The organism is Maribacter litoralis (genome assembly GCF_003075045.1).
Lineage (GTDB): Bacteria > Bacteroidota > Bacteroidia > Flavobacteriales > Flavobacteriaceae > Maribacter > Maribacter litoralis.
Map to the genome: position 1 here is coordinate 271,000 of NZ_QCZD01000003.1, position 22,859 is coordinate 293,858.

Annotated in this window: 12 protein-coding genes; 7 read left to right on the forward strand and 5 right to left on the reverse strand. The window is 36.4% G+C overall.

Going from position 1 to position 22,859, the window contains the following annotated elements:
* The 4 genes from DCS95_RS12720 to DCS95_RS12735 are packed head-to-tail and all read right to left on the reverse strand — an operon-like array spanning position 1 to position 5,866.
* On the reverse strand, positions 1-1,776 hold the full coding sequence (locus DCS95_RS12720) for an alpha-amylase family protein (RefSeq protein WP_116771168.1): 1,776 nt from the start codon (positions 1,774-1,776) through the stop codon (positions 1-3).
* Between the two features lie 38 nt (positions 1,777-1,814).
* Entirely contained in the window at positions 1,815-4,118 is a 2,304-nt protein-coding gene (locus DCS95_RS12725) for a glycoside hydrolase family 65 protein (RefSeq protein ID WP_116771169.1), read from the reverse strand.
* Positions 4,119-4,169: 51 nt separating this feature from the next.
* Positions 4,170-4,832, reverse strand: coding sequence for a beta-phosphoglucomutase (gene pgmB / locus DCS95_RS12730; RefSeq protein WP_116771170.1), 663 nt, complete (start codon positions 4,830-4,832; stop codon positions 4,170-4,172).
* Between the two features lie 11 nt (positions 4,833-4,843).
* On the reverse strand, positions 4,844-5,866 hold the full coding sequence (locus DCS95_RS12735) for a LacI family DNA-binding transcriptional regulator (protein ID WP_116771171.1): 1,023 nt from the start codon (positions 5,864-5,866) through the stop codon (positions 4,844-4,846).
* A 321-nt stretch (positions 5,867-6,187) separates the two neighbouring features.
* On the opposite strand from DCS95_RS12735, the gene DCS95_RS12740 reads away from it, so the two are divergent.
* Entirely contained in the window at positions 6,188-9,286 is a 3,099-nt protein-coding gene (locus tag DCS95_RS12740; protein ID WP_116771172.1) for a SusC/RagA family TonB-linked outer membrane protein, read from the forward strand.
* Between the two features lie 9 nt (positions 9,287-9,295).
* Positions 9,296-10,864 carry a RagB/SusD family nutrient uptake outer membrane protein gene (locus tag DCS95_RS12745; RefSeq protein ID WP_116771173.1) on the forward strand — a complete coding sequence of 523 codons (1,569 nt, stop codon included), beginning with the start codon at positions 9,296-9,298 and terminating at the stop codon, positions 10,862-10,864.
* A gap of 356 nt (positions 10,865-11,220) precedes the next feature.
* On the opposite strand, the gene DCS95_RS12750 is transcribed toward DCS95_RS12745, so the two are convergent.
* Positions 11,221-12,873, reverse strand: a complete 1,653-nt coding sequence (locus DCS95_RS12750) for a solute:sodium symporter family transporter (protein WP_116771174.1) — start codon at positions 12,871-12,873, stop codon at positions 11,221-11,223.
* 275 nt (positions 12,874-13,148) lie between these two features.
* Between DCS95_RS12750 and DCS95_RS12755 the strand changes: the two genes are divergently transcribed.
* Genes DCS95_RS12755 through DCS95_RS12775 form a run of 5 tightly spaced genes read left to right on the forward strand, consistent with a single transcriptional unit; the run spans position 13,149 to position 22,858 of the window.
* Positions 13,149-16,502 (forward strand): VCBS repeat-containing protein, encoded by a 3,354-nt coding sequence (locus DCS95_RS12755; protein ID WP_116771714.1) that lies wholly within the window; start codon positions 13,149-13,151, stop codon positions 16,500-16,502.
* The gene (locus DCS95_RS12760; protein ID WP_116771175.1) at positions 16,495-19,746 is read left to right on the forward strand and encodes a VCBS repeat-containing protein; all 3,252 of its coding nucleotides are present in this window, start codon (positions 16,495-16,497) and stop codon (positions 19,744-19,746) included. The genes DCS95_RS12755 and DCS95_RS12760 overlap by 8 nt, the downstream gene beginning before the upstream one ends.
* A gap of 4 nt (positions 19,747-19,750) precedes the next feature.
* Positions 19,751-21,100, forward strand: coding sequence for a vanadium-dependent haloperoxidase (locus DCS95_RS12765; protein ID WP_116771176.1), 1,350 nt, complete (start codon positions 19,751-19,753; stop codon positions 21,098-21,100).
* A gap of 5 nt (positions 21,101-21,105) precedes the next feature.
* Complete coding sequence (locus DCS95_RS12770; RefSeq protein ID WP_116771177.1) at positions 21,106-22,005, forward strand: GyrI-like domain-containing protein; 900 nt, start codon at positions 21,106-21,108, stop codon at positions 22,003-22,005.
* Positions 21,998-22,858 (forward strand): hypothetical protein, encoded by an 861-nt coding sequence (locus DCS95_RS12775; protein WP_116771178.1) that lies wholly within the window; start codon positions 21,998-22,000, stop codon positions 22,856-22,858. Before DCS95_RS12770 ends, DCS95_RS12775 begins: the two co-directional genes overlap by 8 nt.
* Position 22,859: the final 1 nt, after the last annotated feature.

Consider the following 22,859-nt stretch of genomic DNA (forward strand, 5'->3'; position numbering starts at 1 on the left):
TTATAGTTTTACTTCAAAAATAAAGGATTCTAGAGGATTAAGCTCAATGAAAACATGACCTTCTCCATTTTCTATTCGTAATGAATTTTTATGACCATATAAAGCATCATGTAAAGGATAAATTCCTTCTTTAAGTTTCCACAAATCCACCAAGTCTACCGGTATTTTTAAATCGAAAGAAAAATGATCATTAACATCGAAGTTTGAAACAATAATCAATTTTTGATTTTCAGACCAACGTACATACGACAGTACGCGATGATTGTAGTTTTCAGTAATTTCTTTATTATAAAAATGTATTTCTCTATAGGCTCCCATTAAAGCTTCACTACTTATGGTGAAATTCAACAAACGCTTATAAAAATCACGTAAAGAAGCTTCTTGGGGGGTAGATTGACCACCATCAAACTTCTTATCGTTCACCCATCTTTGGTGATGTGGCACGCCTATATAATCAAATATCGAAGTTCTTGACGGACTCCCAAAACCGGCATTTTCTGCTGCTGGCTCACCTACTTCCTGTCCGAAATAGATCATTGTGGGCGACGTACTTATCGTAGCAGAAACGACCATTGCCGGTCTACCAATTTCTGCATTACCCGCAAACTCTGGACTAGCAATACGCTGTTCATCATGATTCTCTAAAAAATGAAGCATATGATGTTCTATATCCCGTAAACCATTTTGTACCACAGGCAAGTGATCAGACCAACCATAGCCTTTCATTATATGTTTTAGACCATCGTAAAAATCTACTTTATCATACAGATAATCCATTTTTCCTTTATGGATATAAGTTCTGTATAAATCTGGATTATAGACTTCTGCCATTAAAAAGGCATCTGGGTTTTTCATTTTGATGGATGAATTCATAAAACTCCAAAATTCAACAGGAACCATTTCTGCCATGTCATATCTAAATCCATCGACACCCATATCTAACCAATAAAGGGCGATATCCCTAAATTTCCTCCAAGAACTAGGCACAACCTTTTTCTTCCAGTAATTAAAATGTTCTTGATAATCTTTTTCTCCAAAATCATTAGGAAGCATGTCAAAATCGAGTCCGCCATCGGGTCTCACCCCATAATTTATACGAACGGTCTCATACCAATCGTTCATATCTGGCTTTGCACTCCTAGAGCCATTACCGGTCCACTTGGCCGGCTTCTCCACCAATTTAGGGTATGAAAATTTAGGTGTATCACCTCCTAACGGTATATAACCATCTCGCCAATCTGGATGTTGAAACTCTGTGCCCGGTATATAGTAAAAGTTATTATCTTTTTGATACTCCACAGAAGTATCATCACCAAAACCAAAATCGGAAATACCCTTTGGATTAGTCTTTCCTTCGTACTTTCTAGCTACATGATTAGGTACAATATCAATTATAACCTTCATACCCGCTTTATGAGTACGTTTAATAAGTAATTTGAATTCTTTTAACCTTTCTGAAGGGTTTATAGCTAAATCGGGGTTAACATTGTAATAATCTTTAACGGCATATGGTGAACCTGCCCTGCCTTTAACCACATTGGGATCATCATTTGAGATACCAATTTCAGTATAATCATTTATCACCGCATGATGTGGAACACCTGTGTACCAAATATGCGTAATACCCAAATTTCTAATTTCAGACAGTGCCTTTTCAGTAAAATCGACAAACTTACCTACTCCATTTTCTTCAATTGTGCCCCAAGGCTTATTATTGGTATTTGTATTACCAAACAGTCTGGTAAACACATGGTAAATAACAATTTTATTGTTCATGGGGCACTATAGATTTTTATTTCTTAGACAACTATACGTTAAACGGTAATCAATTCATTTGGTAAAAGAACTACTTTTTTACCATTGACGCGTATTGAAACTTCCTCAGCGCCGGTTAATTGAAACGTTGTATTTTCCGAAGTTACATTGACTTTAATGATTCTGTCCCTAAAATTAACCTTAAAGGAATATGCTTGCCATTGATCAGGAATCTGTGGTTTAAACGATAATTTATCATTAACTACCCGCATACCACCAAAACCTTCTACAATACTCATCCAAGTACCTGCCATTGAAGTTATATGCAAACCTTCTTCAACTTCTTTATTATAATCATCTAGATCTAACCTAGATGTTCTTAAATAAAAATTATACGCTTGCTCCATTCTACCTAATTTAGCAGCCTGTATACTGTGTACGCATGGAGATAAAGAAGACTCGTGAACGGTAAAAGGCTCATAGAAATCAAAATGTCTTTCGAGGTCTTCAATAGAGAAGTCTTCTTCAAAAAAGTAAAATCCTTGTAATACATCGGCTTGTTTTATGTAGGGCGACCTCAAAATACGATCCCAGCTCCATTTTTGGTTAATTGGCCTTTCGGATTTTGGCAAATCATCAACTTTAACCAATTCTTTGTCCAAGAAACCATCTTGCTGTAAGAACACACCATATTCCTTAGAGAAAGGAAAATACATTTTATTGGCTACCTTCTTCCATTTTTCGCATTCCCTATCGGTAAGTTTTGTTTTGCCCACAACCCTACCATAATCATCTGGGTAGCCATTCTTCACTTTGTCAAGCTGGGTTAACGTATAGTTTATACACCATTTTGCCAAATAGTTGGTATACCAGTTATTATTGACATTATTCTCATATTCATTAGGTCCCGTAACGCCAAGCATAACGTACTTATTCTTATCCTTAGATAAATTAACACGTTGATGCCAAAATCGAGAAATACCTATTAAGACTTCAAGACCCATTTCTGGTATGTAGCTATAATCGCCGGTATATCTAAAATAGTTATGAATTGCAAAGGCAATAGCTCCATTTCTATGTATCTCTTCAAACGTGATTTCCCATTCATTATGGCATTCTTCACCGTTCATAGTTACCATTGGATATAATGCCGCACCATTTGAAAACCCTAATTTTTTAGCATTTTCAATAGCCTTATCTAAATGATTGTATCTATACTTCAACAATTTTCTAGCAACTTTATCATCTTTTGTTGCCATATAGAATGGAATGCAGTACGCCTCTGTGTCCCAATAAGTACTACCACCATATTTTTCACCTGTGAAACCTTTAGGCCCAATATTCAATGTAGAATCTGTACCTAAGTAAGTTTGATTGAGCTGAAAAATATTAAATCGGATACCTTGCTGTGCTTTTATATCGCCTTCAATAACAATATCGCTCATTTCCCAGATTGCCGCCCAAGCCTCCTTCTGTTTCTGCAAAAGCCCCTCAATTCCGATAGCACTAACTTCACTAAGCTTGTTTTTGGCAACTTGAACCAACTCGTCATTCTGGTGATTTCTCGCCACCGTATATCCGCCAAATTTCGTTAAGGTCACTGTAGTATTGGGATCCATATTCTGTTCAAATTTCAATGAAACAAAATTATCTGTCTTCTCTGATGCAACCCCTGCTACTTCAGCACCTTCAAATGTTAAAGAAGCCCCCATAAATGTACAGGTCTTAAACTCTGTTTTCATGGTATGTGCCTCTATAAAAGCACTATTATCGCTTGAGCTTATATTTGTGGTATTCCAGAATTTATCGTCCCAATTACTATCCTCATTGGTAATACCACTGTCTAGATAAGGTTCAAATACTACTAAAACAGCAGTATTCAACACTTTTAGCTGATATGAAATGGCACCTACCTCATCAATATCTAGGCTCAAAAATCGCTTAACCACCACATCAATTTCTACATTATTTACCGTTACCGCTTGAAAGCTTCGGGTATAAACGCCTTCTTTCATGTTCAACTCCCGTCTAAAGTTTGAAACTTTCTTACAGGTAGCTAAATCCAACTCCTCACCACTTATCAATATTTTGATTCCGATCCAATTTGGTGCATTCAACACTTTGGCAAAATATTCTGGATAGCCGTTTTTCCACCAACCTACTCTGGTCTTATCTGGATAATAGACACCGGCAATATAACTTCCTTGAAAAGTATCTCCCGTATAGGTTTCCTCAAAATTGGCCCGTTGCCCCATTGCGCCGTTACCGATGCTAAAAATACTTTCAGAAGATTTGACATTTTCCTTGTCGAACCCTTCTTCGATAATGCACCAATTATCTGGTTTTATATAATCTTGATTCATGAGTTTCTTGTTGTATACAATCAAAAATAAAGCAACTATATAAAGCTATCTTTATTTATTTTTATTTAATAATAATTCTAAAAACTGATTATCCATTTCTGTGAAATCCTTAAAATTATGCTTTGCTTCATTAAGGATATCTGAATCTCCAATTCCAATACTTACCATACTTGCAGCATTTGCTGCTTGAATACCAGCTACAGCATCTTCAAATACGACGCAAGATTGTGACCCTACACCTAGGTTATCTGCAGCAATCAAAAAAACTTCCGGGTCTGGTTTTGCCTTCGTTACATTGTTGCCATCTACAATACTATCGAAATAGTGTAAAAGACCTACTTTTTCCAATATTGGCTTGGCATTTTTACTGGCGGACCCAAGTGCAATGGGTACATTTTTATTCTTTAAATACTCCAATACTCTAGGCACATCCGGTAGAATTTCGCTGGCATCCATCTTTTCTATATAGGCAAGATAATCTACATTTTTCTCTACCATCCAAGTATCGAACTGTGCTTGTGTTGCCTCTATACCGCCAATATCCAAAAGTATTTCCAAGCATCTTTTTCTACTCACCCCTTTAAAAAGTTCATTTTGCTCATGGGTAAATTCAAAGCCTAACTCATTGGCCAGCTTACGCCATGCCAAATAATGATATTTTGCGGTATCTACGATAACACCGTCCAAATCGAATATAAAACCTACTTTTTCCATTATTAATATTATTAATTGATTGTGGAACCCCTTTTGATCAAGGTAGCGTTTATCACTTCTGTTTTAAAGGGCTCTTCAACCATTTGAACAGACTCCATTCTATTTATTAAAAGTTTGGCAGCCAATTCACCCATTTTCTCACCATGTTGTGCTATTGTACTTAATTTAGGAGAAGAATACCTCGAAAGAATTCCATCGGTAAAACCAATTATAGAAATATCTTCTGGAACGGCATAACCCAATTGCTGTATAATACTCATGCATTGAACGGCAAACATCTCATTAACACATAAAATAGCTTCAATTTCATTATGCTGAAAAAACTCAGTAATCAAATTTGTATTATCCCTATCATGCGGTAAGGTTAAAATTAACCGGTTATCCACTTCAATTTCATTTGCTTTTAAAGCAGCTACATACCCCTCTTTTCTACTCTCACTTACATTAAAGTATCTTTCGGTAGTAATCAATGCTATTTTTTTAGACCCTGTCGCTATAAAATGACTTACCGCCTCTCTCGCTATTTCAAAATCGTTTAATACAACTTTATCACAATCAATTTCAGCAGATATACGGTCAAAGAGAACTATTGGTATACCTTGATCGAGCAATTCTTTTAAATGGGTAAAATCATTCTTTTTTTGCGTTTCCGCACTTAATGAAAGTATAAACCCATCAATGCTTCCATTGGCTAACATTTCCATGTTTATGACCTCTTTATCAAAAGATTCGTCAGAAATACAGACAATTACATTATACCCCATTTCATTGGCATATTTTTCAATACCCCTAAATACGGTCGTAAAAAAATGATGAACGATATCAGGAATAACAACGCCTATATTTTTTGTTCTCTTATTTTTTAAGCTTAGAGCGATGTTATTTGGACGATAGTTATAGAATTTTGCAAATGCCTTTATTTTATCCTTTGTTTCCTTACTAATTTCCTTGCTGTTTTTTAAAGCTTTGGAAACGGTAGAAATAGATACATCAAGCTCTTTTGCAATATCTTTTAATGTGATTTTTGGTTTCAAAACGAATGTTTAAAAATTTAAGATAAGAACTTAATCTCTTCTAAAAGTTAAAGTTTAACAATGGACTAAAAATGGTAAATATATTCAAAAATGTATTTTTTATATATTTGTACTTTAATCGTATATTCTTATTTATACCAATATATATTTAAGAATATAATAAAAACGCCCTTTAACATTCATTATACTCGCAAAAAATAAAAGTTATCAACACGAAACCGTTTTCGTAACTTTTTTAAGTAATGCTTTCTGCCATCAACACGTCATTTTGCATATTTTTAACAATTGAAATTAAATTAACTCAACTTAAATTAACAATTTATGAAGATTACATTCCTAAAAAGTCTGTTGGTTCTAGGCGCATTTTTGTGCTTTGGATTCATACAGGCACAAGAAGTATCTGGAACTGTTTCAGATGCAAGTGGACCTTTACCAGGAGCTAGTGTTCTTGTAAAAGGAACTACAAATGGTACGCAGACCGATTTTGACGGTAATTATACATTGACCGCAGAGGAAGGTGCCGTACTTATTGTAAGTTATATTGGCTACAAAACCCAAGAGGTAGCCGTTAACGGTAGAACATCTATTAATTTTACTTTAGAAGAAGATGCTGAGGCGTTGGAAGAAGTAGTAATTATCGGTTATGGTACAACTACCGTAAAAGATGCGACCGGTGCTGTAGCAGCTGTGACATCTGAAGATTTTAATGGCGGTGTTATTGCTTCGCCAGAACAATTGATTCAAGGGAAAACCGCTGGTGTTCAAATTACACAAACTAGTGGTGAACCAGGTGCAGGTGTAGAGTTCCGTATAAGAGGTACAAACTCTGTAAGATCCAACAACAATCCATTATTTGTTGTTGACGGTGTTCCTCTTGCTGGTGATGATACATCTGCGGAAGGACAAGATATAGGTTTTGGTACAAGCGCTGCCAAGAACCCTTTAAACTTCTTAAACCCATCTGACATCGAAAGCATTAGTGTTTTAAAAGATGCTTCTGCAACTGCAATTTATGGGTCCAGAGGTGCTAATGGTGTTGTTATCATTACTACCAAGAGTGGTAAAGGTGGTGCATCAGGAGGCGGATTTGAATTCTCTTCATCATTAAGTATCGCTACTCCAGCCAACTCTTATGATTTATTAAATAGAGAAGAGTTTCTTGCAGGTGTTGAACAATTTGGAGGCAATGCCGCTGACCAAGATTTTGGTTCAAATACAGATTGGCAAGAATATGTGACTAGAACAAGTGCATCACAGAATCAAAATTTATCATACTCTCAGAACTATGGCAAAGGAAATGTAAGAGCTACTTTTGGATACGGAAAACAGTTCGGTGTTGTTGAAAAATCTGAATTAGAAAGAATTACAGGCCGTCTTAACTGGACACACAGATTTTTTGATGATAAATTATCTTTAAACTTAACAGGTACCATTTCTAGAGTTAATGATGCTTCACCTCCAATTTCTGCTAGTGCAGGTTTCGCTGGCGACATTTTAGGTTCTGCTTATTCTGCAAACCCAACATGGCCAACAACTGTAGGTTTTGATCCGGGTGGAGGATTATTGAGTCCTGCTAACTTTTTAGCATATACACAGAGTGAATCTCACACCAATAGATTTTTAGGAAATTTCTCTGCAACTTATAATTTTACTTCTGAGTTAACCGGTAAATTAACTTTTGGTTACGACACCTCAGAATCGACAAGATATTCTGCCGCTTCAGCTGATATAATTGGATTTGACAACGGTACACCAGGAAATGGTAGAGGTTCTGTAAACGATATTGATGTTGAGAATACATTAATGGAAGCAACTATTACTTACAAGAAAGAATTTGAAAACTCAAACTTAGATGCTCTTGTAGGTTATTCTTTCCAAGATTTTAATAGATCTGGTAGAAACGTTTCCGGTTGGGGCTTTACTACCACTAACTTAGATCAAATGGGAGTTGATTTAGAAAATTCAGCGAATGCGATTGAAGGTGCGATAGATGGCAGCTATCAACAATATGGTTTTGGAGCAGGAGACTCTGATATTTTCGTAAACAGATTATTCCCAGAGGTAACTACTGATCGTATTGCATCAGTATCTGGAACAAACGTACGTGCTATTACAGGAGACACATTCGATTTTACCGATGAATTACAGTCTTTCTTTGCTAGGGTTAATTACTCACTAGCTAACAAATACCTATTTACTGCTACTGTTCGTGCTGACGGATCTTCTCGATTTGGACCAGACAACCAATATGGTTATTTCCCTTCTGGAGCATTTGCTTGGAAAATGAATGAAGAAGATTTCATCGGAGATAAAGTATCAACTTTAAAACTTCGTTTAGGTGTAGGTATTACCGGTAACCAAGAAGGGTTAGGTTATGGTAACTTTGTAAGACGTACACGATTCGGTAGTCCTGGCATAGGGAATGGCGGTGAAGTGAACGTTCCTGGTACGTCTACTGTAACATTTGCGAACAACTCTTTAAAGTGGGAAGAAACACTTTCTTATGGTGTTGGTATTGATTTCGGTTTTAATAATGACAGGCTTTCAGGTTCTCTTGACTTTTACAGAAAAGAAACCACTGATCTTTTATTAAATATAGAGGCTGCACAACCGTCACCACAACCATTTTTCTTTCAAAACTTAGACGCTACCGTATTAAACCAAGGTGTTGAATTTGCCTTAGCATATGACCTAGTTCAGTCAGAAAACTTTAATATGGATGCATCTTTTAACATTGCATATAACCAAAACGAATTACAAGACTTTGCAGGAGCAATACCTGCAGGTACTATTAGAGGTCAAGGACTTTCGTTAGCTTATTCGCAAATACTATCTGGTGACAGACCTTTGTTCTCCTATTTCTTAAGAGAGTTTGAAGGGTTTGATAGTAATGGACAACCAATTGGTGATGTTCAGACCTATGTAGGCAAAGACGCCCTACCAGATTATACTGGTGGCTTTTCTTTAAACGCATCATATAAGAACTGGGACTTTTCTACCTATTTTGCTGGACAGTTTGATTTCTACGTATATAACAATACGCAGAATGCATTTTTTACCGCTGGATCTCTTGCAAATGCTCGTAACGTAACTCCAGACGTATTAACTAGTGGAGAAGCTGGTAATGCGGCTGCTGATGTTTCTACAAGATTCTTAGAAAAAGGAGATTTTGTTAGATTACAAAACGCTAGTCTAGGATACCAAGTACCATTAAGCGGCGAAGGATCTATTAAGAGCTTAAAATTATCCGTTACAGGTCAAAATTTATTCTTAATTACTGGCTATAGCGGATTAGACCCTGAAATTAGTTCACAAGCTGCTGCCGGCTCTGTATTAAACAACCTTCCTACAGCAGGAATTGATTACACTGGCTTTCCAAGACCTAGGACTATTACTTTAGGATTAAACGCAACATTTTAAAAAAATATCATGAAAAGAAGACAATATAAGTTAAACATGTTGCTGATACTTTCAGCAATGTCGATTATCTCCTGTACAGATTTGGAGATAGAAGAAACTGATTCAATTATTGATCAGAGTACAGCTTCTGGTTCTATTTTTGATGGAGTTGAAGATCCCGCTTCATCTGTAAATAATTTATTTGACGGATTAAGAAGCAGATATGAAAACCAAGAGAACTTTTATGCCATGCAGGAAGTTGCCTCTGATGAATTTCTTGTACCTACAAGAGGTACCGATTGGGGCGATAATGGTATATGGAGAACGTTACATACCCACAACTGGGATCCAGGACATTTATTCATACTTAGAGCTTGGAATGATTGGAACCAATCTATATTCTTAGCTTCAGAGGTAATAGACCCTAGAAGTAACGGTTCTGCAGAAGAGGTCGCACAAGCTAAGTTTATTCGTGCATTAGGAATGTGGGTCATTATGGATGCTTTTGGTCAAGTACCATTAAGAGGTGTTGATGAAGGTCCAGAAGTTAACCCTGCTGTTAGTACCGCTCCCGAAGCTTATGCATTAATACTACAAGATTTAGATGACGCTATTGCAGATTTGCCCTCTACCGCTGCTATGGATCAAGCGAACCTTAACAGAGCTTCAAAAGCGGCTGCAAGATTTTTAAAAGCTAGAGTTCTTTTAAATTCTGGCACATATTTAGGTACAGGTACTGCCGATGCTGCCGCTCTCAACGAAGTAGTAACTCTTGTTGATGCTATCGCCGATGATGGTTTTGCTTTACAATCTGGTTATTTTGATATCTTTAAAGAAGATGCTGATACGGAAACAATCCTTTGGACTCCATCGTCTGTTGGTAACAATATTTTTAATGGTCTACATTACAACACTCAAGCCTTAGATGGTACAGGTGGTTGGAACGGATTTAGCACATTGGCTGAATTTTATGATTCTTTTGAAGGGGCACCAAATACAAACTACGTTGGTGACGGACAAGAGGAGCGTAGAGGTTGGGTACCTGATGCTACTAATGCAAATGAAGAAAATACGGGTATTGCATATGGTTTCTTTATTGGTCAAGCATACGATAAAGATGGAAAACCTCTTACCGATAGACCAGGAAACCCATTAGTATTTACTAAAGATTTTCCAGGATTAGTTGGTAACAACGAGCGTACAGGTGTAAGAGTTATTAAATATCACCCAGCAAACGGAAGCTTTACCAATCACAAAATCTTATTTAGATATGCGGATGCTCATTTAATGAAAGCTGAAGCTATACTTCGTGGGGCAACTGGTGGTGATGCTACTGCTTTGGTTAACGAACTAAGAACGATAAGACAAACCAATAATTTAATTGGTTCTGTAACCTTAGAAGATATTCTCGCCGAAAGAGGTAGAGAACTATACGGAGAAATGATAAGAAGAACTGACATGATTCGTTTTGGAACATTCTCTGCTGGTTATGAGTTTATGGATGAAGAAAGAATTGGCGATGAAACTAGAAACTTATTTTCTATCCCGTCTAACGCTTTGCTTTCTAACCCTAATTTGGTTCAAAACCCAGGATACTAAGTATAGATAAATTTAAGTTTAAGTTGAAAAGGCCTCCAATTGTATTGGAGGCTTTTTTATGTTAACCCCGCAAATTTCACTATACAACTAATCCTAGACCAAAGAATATATCGCAAAAGCAACACCGATACATCAACAAACCTTTTTAATCTTCACCTAACCATGAAGCTATTTAGTGACACACACTATATACCGCAAATTCCTAAATCATTTCATCGTATTAACTAGAATATGGTGCTTACACAATCGTATTTTGCACTACACTTATAAAGGACTCCATTACACAACCATCTTACTTAAAATTAAAAAGCCACATCTAAATTTAGATGTGGCTTTAATAAATAAATTAAAATTTACTATTTCGCAAAAAACACGTAAATACCTATTACAATACAACATATAATAATACCCATTTGATTTACATATTTGTAAGGCGTAATGGATACTTGATCGGTATATTCCAAAACAAAAGGTTCTTTTCTAGGTTTAATAGCTCCTATTATCAGCATTATTACAATATTGGTGACAAATAATATTGCCATGATATGTAAAAAGTGAGGATAGGCTTCTGCCTCAATCAACTTTAATTGCATTGGATCAGTTATACCTTTAGCATTTGCATCTGCTAAAGCAGCATCCACAAACTTATTCTTTAACCAGAACTGACTTATTATATATAATGCCGAACCTGAAAGTATACCCACTTTGGCAGCAATTGCCGGCACCCTCTTCGTTAAGTACCCCACAACGATTATAGTGAATATTGGAATACTATAAATTCCATTGATCTCCTGTAGGTAATTAAACAAACTACCTGCATTGGCAATAAGTGGGGCAATAAACATTGCAGCCAAGGCCAAACAAATCCCAAAAATCTTACCATATTTCACTACGGTAGTTTCCGGTGCATCTGGATTAATATGTTGTTTATAAATATCAATACCGAACAAGGTAACAGAACTGTTTAGTACACTGTTGAAAGAACTTAAAATAGCACCGAAAAGTACAGCTGCAAAAAAGCCGACCAACGGTTTAGGCAATACAGCGCGTACTAATTCTGGATAAGCCAAGTCACTTGAAGCTAATCCTCCATCAAAATAATGGTAGGCTATCATGCCTGGCAATACTAATATTAACGGACCCAATATCTTTAAAAATGAAGCCAACAACAAACCCTTCTGCCCCTCTGCAAGGGTCTTAGCCCCCAAGGCTCTTTGAATAATTTGTTGATTGGTACCCCAATAAAACAGTTGAACCAGCATCATTCCCGTAAAAATTGTTGCGAAAGGAACTTCTTGCCCTGGATTACCGGTAGAATCAAAACGTTCTGGATTTGCATCTATCAGAATATCCAGACCTCCAAAAACACTTCCATCTCCGATTGCCATTAACCCAAAAATAGGTATCAACAACCCACCGATCAACAACCCAACTGCATTAATCGAATCAGAAACCGCTACTGCTTTCAACCCTCCAAAAACAGCATAAACAGATCCTATCAAACCTATTCCCCAAATACATATAACTAAAGCCGTACTATCTGAAACCCCTAATAATGTGGGCACATCGAACATACCGCTTATGGCAACCGATCCAGAATACAAAATAACAGGTAACAATACCACTACATAACCTGTCAAGAACAAACCAGAGGTTATAGTTTTCGTTGTCACATCAAACCTTTTTGCCAAAAATTGAGGTATAGTTGTCAACCCCCCTTTTAAATACCTTGGCAATAAAAAAATTGCCGTTACCACAATTGCTATTGCCGCTAAAGTTTCCCAAGCCATTACAGATAAGCCATCTGTATATGCGCTTCCGTTCAGCCCAACAATTTGTTCGGTAGAAAGATTGGTCAATAACAATGAACCCGCTATTACGCCCGCCGTTAAACTTCGTCCTCCAAGAAAATAACCATCAGAGGTCTGTTCATTAGTGGTTCTCGTTGCTAAATATGAAATAATGGCCACCAATATGGTGAACCCTAAGAAAGAAAATATGCCTATCATTTGTTGAGTTGTTTGTTTCTAAGTCAAGGTTAAATATATTGGATTATTTCCATTACTTCTAAAAAGATGCGGCAAAATCTCATTATTCGTATTTTACAAAGGACACTATAACGATTTCTTTAAATTTTAACGTCTACTTTTGGCAAATAAACCTAACAAATAATAGGTATTTGGCTATATTGCAAATTAATTTTGAACAACCTATTACACAGGTTTCTAACTCAATTTTTACAGCTTACATTTTAACTCAAAATTCTATTTCAAACTCAAAAAGAATGAACTCCAATTTTCTTAAGCTATATTGCCTTGGCTTATTTATTTCACTCTTACAATCATGTGGTTCTAAAGAAGATGCTGGTACTACTAAAGAAAATACCGATCCCACACTATTTACTCTGTTAGGGCCGGAAGAAACCGGTATATCTTTTATAAATAAAGTTGCCAACTCTAAAGAATTCAACATCTTTAAATACCGTAATTTTTACAATGGTGGCGGGGTTGCTATAGGTGATATTAATAATGACGGATTATCTGATGTTTTCCTTACCGGGAATATGGAACCCAATAGACTCTTTTTAAACATAGGGGACCTTAAATTTGAAGATATATCTGAATCTGCCGGAATAAAAGGTAATAAACCTTGGTCTACCGGGGTCGTAATGGCAGACATCAATAATGATGGATTTTTAGATATTTATGTCAGTAACGCCGGAAATATGGAAGGCAACAATCACGACAATGACCTCTATATTAATAATGGCGATGGAACTTTCACTGAAAAAGCCCATGAATATAATTTAGCGGAAACAGGATTTTCTACCCATGCTTCTTTCTTTGATTACGATAAGGATGGAGATTTAGATGCCTATATTTTAAATAACAGTAACATACCTGTCAGCAGCTTAGGTTATGCGGAACAAAGAGAAGTAAGAGCCCAAGATTGGGAAGGTGTCCCTAAAATTTTCAGAGGTGTAGGTGATATGCTATTAAGAAATGACAATGGCAAATTTGTGGATGTTAGTGAAGATGCCGGTATTTATGGAAGTCTTATTGGTTTTGGATTAGGAGTAATGGTCGTAGATATCAATAACGACCTATATCCTGATATTTATGTTTCCAATGATTTTTATGAGAGGGATTACTTATACATCAACAACCAAGATGGAACTTTTAGAGAAGAAGTTCAAAAATGGACCAATCACTTAAGCTTATCCGCTATGGGGGTTGATATGGCCGACATCAATAATGACGGACTAACAGATATCTTCATAACAGACATGCTACCCGAACCGGATCAACGTGTAAAGTCGGTCATGGAATTTGAAGGTTACAATATTTTCAAACTTAAACAGAGCAAAGACTTTCATCAGCAATACATACAGAATACGCTACAGTTAAATAATGGAAACGGTTCTTTTTCTGAAATTGCATATTATAGCGGTGTTGAAGCCACAGATTGGAGCTGGTCTGGACTTATGTTTGACATGGATAATGACGGATTAAAAGATATCTATGTCACCAATGGTATTAACCATGATCTTACAGACCTGGATTTCGTTGATTTCTTTGCAAACGAAATCATTCAAAAGATGGCATTGACCGGAAGAAAAGAATCTATAGATTCCATCATAAACAAAATGCCGGTTACACCATTACCAAATTATGCTTATAGAAACAATGGTGATATTACTTTCAGCAATTACAACAAACAATGGGGTTTTGAAATACCCAGCAGATCAAATGGTTCTGCTTACGGCGACCTAGACAATGATGGCGATTTAGATTTGGTGGTCAACAATGTAAATATGGAAGCCTTTGTTTACCGGAATAATTCAGAAACACAATCTAACAACAACTATATTACCTTAAAGTTTAAAGGTATAGATGGTAATAAATTCGGAATAGGCACAGTGGCGCGTTTATACTACCCAGACAATATTATTGAACAGACCTTAATGCCATCAAGAGGTTTTCAGTCTTCAGTAGACTACCCTATGACCATTGGTTTAGGCTCTACAGAAGCCATCGATTCAATTCGAATTATCTGGCCTAACGATGCAACTGTAAAACTTAGCGATGTAAAAGCCAACCAAACGATAACCTTCGATCAAGAGGAGGCGACTGAAAGGTATAAAGTAAATAAAACCGAAAACTCTACGCTTCTAAAATCTATAGATAACGATACATTCTTGACCCATAAAGAAAATAACTATATGGATTTTGACAACGAAGGATTAATATCAAAATCTTTAGCAGAAGAAGGCCCAGCGATGGCCGTGGGAGATGTTAATGGCGACGGAAATGATGATGTTTTTATAGGTGGTGCAAAAAACCAATCTGCCGCTCTGTACTTTCATAAAGGCAACGGGTCGCTTTCTAAACCTATAACACGATTTTTTGAAGAAGAAGCACCCCTAGAGGATATTACAGCATCCTTTTTAGATGCCGACCAAGATGGCGACCTTGATCTTATGGTTGGCACAGGTGGCAACGAAATAGGTATGCAGGGCACATACGGCATTAGACTTTATATAAACGATGGCAAGGGTAATTTCACTTTGAGTGCCAACAAACTTCCTAGTATCAATAAAAATATTGCGGTTATTGCTCCTTCAGATTTTGACGGTGATGGAAATGTTGATGTTTTTGTAGGTTCTAGAAGTATAGTAGGCACATATGGCGTAAATCCTGATCATTTGTTCTTATCCAATAATGGTGATGGAACTTTTACCGATGTAACAGAACGTTCTGCCTATGACCTAAAAGATGCCGGTATGATCACCGATGCCATATGGGTAGATATTGATGGAGATGGTAAAGATGATCTGGTAACCGTTTCTGATTGGGGAAGCCCCAAAATTTATAAAAATTCAGGTAGAAGACTTAGTGACTCCAAAACTTCGTTAGACAGCTTAAATGGTTGGTGGGGAGCTGTTGAAGCATACGATTTGGATAATGACGGCGACCAAGATTTAATTCTTGGTAATATGGGCAGTAATATTCATTATAAACCTGCACCTGGCAAGCCTATGAAAATGTGGGTGAACGATTTTGATAACGATGGTACCATTGAGCAAATTACAACACAAAACTATGACAATGGCGATTATCCGTTACATCAGAAAAAAGAATTGACCACACAAATATTGGCTTTAAAGAAAAAGAATATTAAAGCTTCTGAATATGCATCAAAAACTATTCAAGAACTTTTTCCAAAGAACATTTTAGACAACACGATTCAAAAACAAGTAAATATTTCTGAATCAGTAATCGCTATTAATGAAGGCAATGGCAATTTCACCATTAAATTATTACCTCCACAGGTTCAATTCTCTTGTATTTGTGGAATTCAGTGTTTAGATGTAAACAAAGATGGAAACCTAGATTTGGTTATGGCCGGTAACAACTTTGAGTTTAAACCGCAATATTCTAGGCTAGATGCCAATTATGGAAATGTACTTTTAGGAGATGGTAATCTAAATTTTGAATGGCAAAACTATTCTGAAAGTGGCTTCTTTATTCGAAATGAAGTAAAGCAATTGAAAACAATCAAAGATAAAAAAGGCAATGAGTTTATTATTGCCGCAATTAATGATGACACTCCAAAACTGTATAAATTAAATGAATAATAAATTATTATACATATTGGTTTTGGTATGTGCCTTAGGTTGCAAGCAAAATAAAGGTGAATTATTTGTAAAACGCTCTGCGAACGATACAGGTATAACTTTTGAAAATACCCTTACCGAAACCAAAGACCTAAGCATTTTAGACTATCTCTATTTTTATAATGGAGGTGGCGTTGCCATTGGCGATATCAACAACGATAGCTTGCCCGATATTTATTTTTCCGGAAACCAGGTAAAGAACAAGCTATACCTCAACAAAGGCAATTTACAATTTGAGGATATTACCGAAAACGCAGGGGTAGCAGGCAACAGTTCTTGGAATACCGGTGCCATAATGGGCGATGTAAATGGTGATGGATTACTAGATATTTACGTTTGTGCCGTTGTTGGCCTAAACGGATTTAATGGCTACAATGAGCTTTTTATAAACCAAGGGGATGCTACCTTCAAGGAAAGTGCTGCTGATTACGGACTTGATTTTGAATCTTACAGTTCTTCTGCTGCCTTTTTAGATTATGACCTAGACGGAGATTTAGATATTTATCTTCTTAACCACGCCATACATACCCAAGATTCTTATGGCAATGCACAAATTAGGCACAAGAGAATTTATGAAACGGGCGATAAACTTCTACGAAACGACAATGGTACATTCACTGACGTTAGTGAAGAAGCTGGAATTTATGGTGGTGTCAATGGTTACGGCCTAGGTATCGCCGTTTCTGATTTTAACCAAGATGGATACCCTGATCTTTACATAGGTAATGATTTTCACGAAGATGATTATTATTACCTTAATAATGGTGATGGAACGTTTAAGGAAAGTATTAAAGAGGCTTTTGGACACACCACCCGTTTTTCCATGGGAAGCGATGTCGCAGATATTAATCATGATGGACTACCAGATTTAATTTCTCTAGACATGTTGGGTAAAGATGAAATTGTCTTAAAGTCCTCGGAAGGTGATGATGATATCCAAATTCAAAAATTGAAGACCGAAACCTTTGGTTATCATAATCAATATACCAGAAACATGCTTTCTGTGAATCAACCAAACGGCAAATTCTTAGAAACTGCCCTGCAAAGTGGAGTTGCCGCTACCGATTGGAGCTGGAGCGCTCTATTTGGCGACTACAATCAAGATGGTGAGCAAGATCTTTACATAAGTAATGGTATACCAAAACGACCAAATGACCTTGATTATATCAATTACATTTCAAATGAAAATATTCGGTCAAAAATCAACAATACCAACCTTGTAGATCAAAAAGCACTTAAAATGATGCCTTCCGGTTTTATTGGCAATATGATTTTTAAAGGCTCCAACAACCTTCAGTTTATCGATGAATCCAAAACTTGGATTTCACAGGACACGATAATATCTGGAGCAACGGCATATAGCGATCTAGATAATGATGGAGATTTAGATTTGGTGACCAATAATCTCTACAGCCCTGCAGAAATACAAGAGAACACTACCAATAACAAAGCAAATTGGCTAAAAATTAAACTGAACTACAGAGAAAAAAATAAATTCGGAATTGGTACCAAAGTATTCTCGTACGCCAACGGTATTCAACAGTTTAAGGAAATGTATACCGTACGTGGATTTCAGGCTTCTTCCGAACCTTTAATTCATTTTGGTTACGGTGAAATTTACAATATAGATTCTGTAAAGATCGTATGGCCAGACAAGAGTTACCAGACCATAACAAATATTGCCACAAACCAAACGTTATACATTAGTCCAAATCAGAACAAAGCTTTTGATTACAGTAATCTGCATACTCAAAAACAATTGTTGTTCAAAAAGGCGTTAAATAACCTGGGTATAGACTTTATACATGTTGAGGACTCTTACAGCGATTATTTACGTCAAAAGTTGATTCCCTACCAAATGTCTGATAGAGGCCCGGCAGTAAGTGTAGGCGACCTAAATGCTGATGGCAAAGATGATATTTTCTTTGGTGGCTCAAAGTATATTGCTTCTCAAGTTTATGTACAAGAAGACTCTACTTTTCAGCAAATCACATATCCAGAAATAAAAATGGATAGCATAAAAGAAGATATCACTTCAATTATTGCCGATTTTAATAATGATGGCAAAAATGATTTAATCATAGGCACTGGTGGTGCAGATTTCTTTAATGAAATGAAACCACTTACAGATTCTTATTATATATCTAGTGATAGTGTTTTTACAAAAAAAGCATTCCCGGAAATGTTTGAAAACACCTCGGTGCTAATTAAATTAGATTATGACCATGACAACGATTTTGACATAATAGTTTGCAACCAATCTATTAGTGCAGACTACGGTAACCGACCAAATAGTTATCTTCTAAAAAACACCGACGGTAATTTTAACATCACGGAGAATCCTTTTAACCAATTAGGCATGATAACCGATGCCATTGTTACCGATTTCAACAATGACGGTTGGGAAGATCTTTTGTTTGTTGGCGAATGGATGTCACCCAAATTCTTTCAAAATAATGAAGGTAAGTTTACAGAAATTCATCCGTTAGAAAATGAAAAATTAAATGGTTTATGGCAATCTGTAATCAGTTTTGATATTGATGGTGATGGTGATCAAGATTATCTTTTAGGCAATTGGGGATTAAATACCAAATTCTCCACGTCAGAAGAACATCCTATGAAAATGTACTACGGAGACCTTGATAAAAATGGAGCTACCGAAACCATTGTCAGCACCTATAAAGACGGTAAAGATTACCCGGTAGACGGTTTGAAAGAATTATCTAGCCAATTGGTATCACTTCGTAAAAAATTCAACTCATATAGTTCCTTCGCGGGAAAATCCATGGAAGATATATTAGGTGAAAATATGCTGCCAAACGCAGAAATTCTAAAAGTACATACATTAAATTCTGGCTTCCTCAAAAATGAAAATGGCAAATTCACCTTTGTTCCATTTAGTTATAAATTGCAATTGGCACCGATAATGTCGTTCTTGGAATTTGACTTTAACGGCGATAATAAAACCGAAGTTTTGGCAGCGGGAAATTATTTTGGTGTTAAACCGTATCATGGTCGTTTTGATTCTTTCCCCGGAGCATTGATAAGTAACAACAACAATATTACCTTAGCGAATAAAATTGGACTCGATTTAATTGGAAAATCGATTCGAAATATGAACATCATTAAATTCAACAACAACAATTATATTTTGCTCACCTTTAATGACGAAGCAGCAGAGGTGTACCAAATACTCAAACCTTAGTACAATGAAAAAGTATGCATGTATACTATTAGCAGTTTTCTTATTTGTAAACTGTACAGAGAAAAAACAAGAACCCATTAAAATATCTCCAGACGATTTACATAATTCTATTGACCACGTTATTGATATCATGATTCATGATATTTTCTCACCACCTGTGGCCAGTAGAATATTTGCATACCCAAACATAGCTGCATATGAAATCGTTGCACAAACCAACCCGGATTATAAATCTTTAGCCGGGCAATTAAAAGATCTAAGACCAATACCGGCCATTGATACTGTTTCTGGTATAAATCCGCAATTATCTGCACTAATTGCCCATATGAACATTAGCAGGCAGCTCATCTTCTCTGAAGACAAGTTTGATGTACTACAAGACAGTTTGTTCACAAAATGGAAGACAATGAACGAGCCTGAATTTGAAGCTTCTAAAGCATACGGATTAAAAGTTGCAGAGCACATAAAAGAATGGATGAGCAAGGACAATTACAGTCAAACCCGTACTATGCCCAAGTTTACCGTAGATACTGACGACCAAGCAAGATGGCAACCTACACCACCGGCTTACATGGATGGTATAGAACCCCATTGGAACAAAATACGCCCGTTCATCATAGATTCGGCTTCTCAATTTAAACCTATTCCACCGCCAGCATTCTCTCTTGAAAAAGATTCTGACTTCTACAAAGAACTTATTGAGGTATATAACATCAGTAACGAAATTACCAAGAACGGAGATGAGTCTGAAGAAGTTGCTATTGCCAAGTTTTGGGATTGCAACCCTTATGTTTCCGTTACAAGAGGTCACCTCATGTTCGCCACCAAAAAAATTACGCCTGGAGCACACTGGATCGGTATTACTAAAATAGCCGCTAAAAAGACAAACAGTAATTTTGATGATACCGTTTTCGCCTATACCAAAACATCAATGGCAATAGCCGATGGATTCATTAGCTGTTGGGACGAAAAATACCGAAGTAATCTAATTAGGCCAGAAACCCTTATCAATCAGCATATTGATGAAAACTGGAAACCTATTCTACAAACACCACCTTTCCCAGAATATACCAGCGGGCATAGTGTAGTTTCAGGTGCAGCAGCAACAGCGTTGACCAGTATTTTCGGAGAGGACTTTAGCTTTGAAGACGATACGGAAACGCCGTATGGTTTACCTATAAGAAAATTCAATTCTTTTAACGAAGCTGCAGATGAAGCTGCTATAAGTAGAATGTATGGCGGAATTCACTACCGAGCTGCCGTTGAAGTTGGTGTAGGTCAAGGAAGAAAAATTGGAGCACTATTGAACTCCAAAATTGAAATGAAGAAAAACTCAAGTTTAGCACATAATTAGATCGCATGAAAAAAGGCATAACCATAATTATAGCGGTGGTTTCCATTGCATTACTTTGGTATTTTCTAGTTAAACCACAAGATTATCAGATTAGAGTTGTAGCAAAATCAAATACAGGTACGATCAACCAAGCTTTAAAAGCATGGAACAATACATTACCAGAGGCTTCTGTGCGCCAACTTAATAACTTGGATCATATAGAACAACAGATTGTATCTGGAGATTCTACCCACATCTACAACTGGAACATTATCCCTATTACGGATTCTACATCTCGATTGGTCGTTGATATAAAAGATGCTGAACATAGTTTCTCTAACAAACTTAAAGTTCCGTTTTATGATACCGATTTTGAGAAACAATCAAGAAAAACGGTGACGGATTTCATAGAAAATCTTAATGCCCACAGAAAGGAATTTAAAGTTACCTTTATGGGCGTAGAGTATTTACCTTCCACTTACTGCGCCTGCGTCGAACACAAAACTACTCAAAGCATAAAGGCTTTTGGTATGATGGAAAGTTATCCGTTCATTAACTCTGTCATTGCCAGTAACGGTATTAAGGTTAATGGAGTTCCTTTTATTGAAACTACAGATTGGGATATGCAAAATGACAGCATTAGTTTTAATTTTTGTTACCCTATCATTAAAAGCGATACCTTACCAATAATTAAGGACTTGGTATACAAAGAATTTATTGGCAAGAAATCTCTCAAAGCGGTTTATAACGGAAACTATATGACCTCTGACAGAGCATGGTATACCTTACTGGATTATGCCGAAGAAAAGAATATTGACATAGAGAAAAAACCTATTGAATTCTTTTTCAACAACCCTAACATGGGTGGTGATGCTTTACGCTGGAAAGCCGAAATATTTATGCCCTTAGCAGATCAAGATGAATAAAATAGTACTAAGCTTTTTACTTTTATTCTCTATACTTACTTCTTGCTCAAATTATGGGCAATTGAGAGTCACTGCCGATTTACCTGGTAGTTTAAATGAAAACTCTGGTTTGGCCACTTATGGTGATTCTACTGTTTGGGTAATTGAGGACGGAGGCAATAAAGATGAACTGTACCAAGTGGACTTTAAAGGTGATATAATAAAAAGCCTTAAGGTAAAAAATGGAGACAATCAAGACTGGGAAGACCTTACTACAGATAGTGCCGGTAATATTTATATAGGTGATATTGGCAATAACACCAACAAACGAAAAGATTTGGTCATTTACAAATTGCCAAATCCTACTATTGAGCCCGGTGATAAAATAGATGCCGAAAAAATAAAGTTGCACTACCCTGACCAAAAAGGTTTTCCTCCAAAAAAAGACGCTCTTTTTTATGATTCAGAAGCTATTTTTCATCATAATGGCAAAATATTTATAGTTACCAAAAACAGGTCTCATTCCTTTACGGGCGAAGCCCGTATCTACTCCGTACCAGATACCAAAGGTTCTTATGAAGCTACTCTTGTAGGTACTTTTATACCTTGTACAGATTGGAATACGTGCCGAATAACCTCAATTGATATATCGCCAAAAGGAGATAAAATCATAGCCCTTAGTTATGGGAAGCTTTTTGTTTTTACGGATTTTACCTGGGATGATTTCACCAAGGGCAATATTCAAGAAATTGATTTAGGAGCCCGATCTCAATTAGAATCGGTATGCTTTTTAAACGACACTACCTTATTGATATCAGATGAGCGAGCTCACGGGGAAGGTGGTAACCTTTACACCTACACCATAAATAAATAAC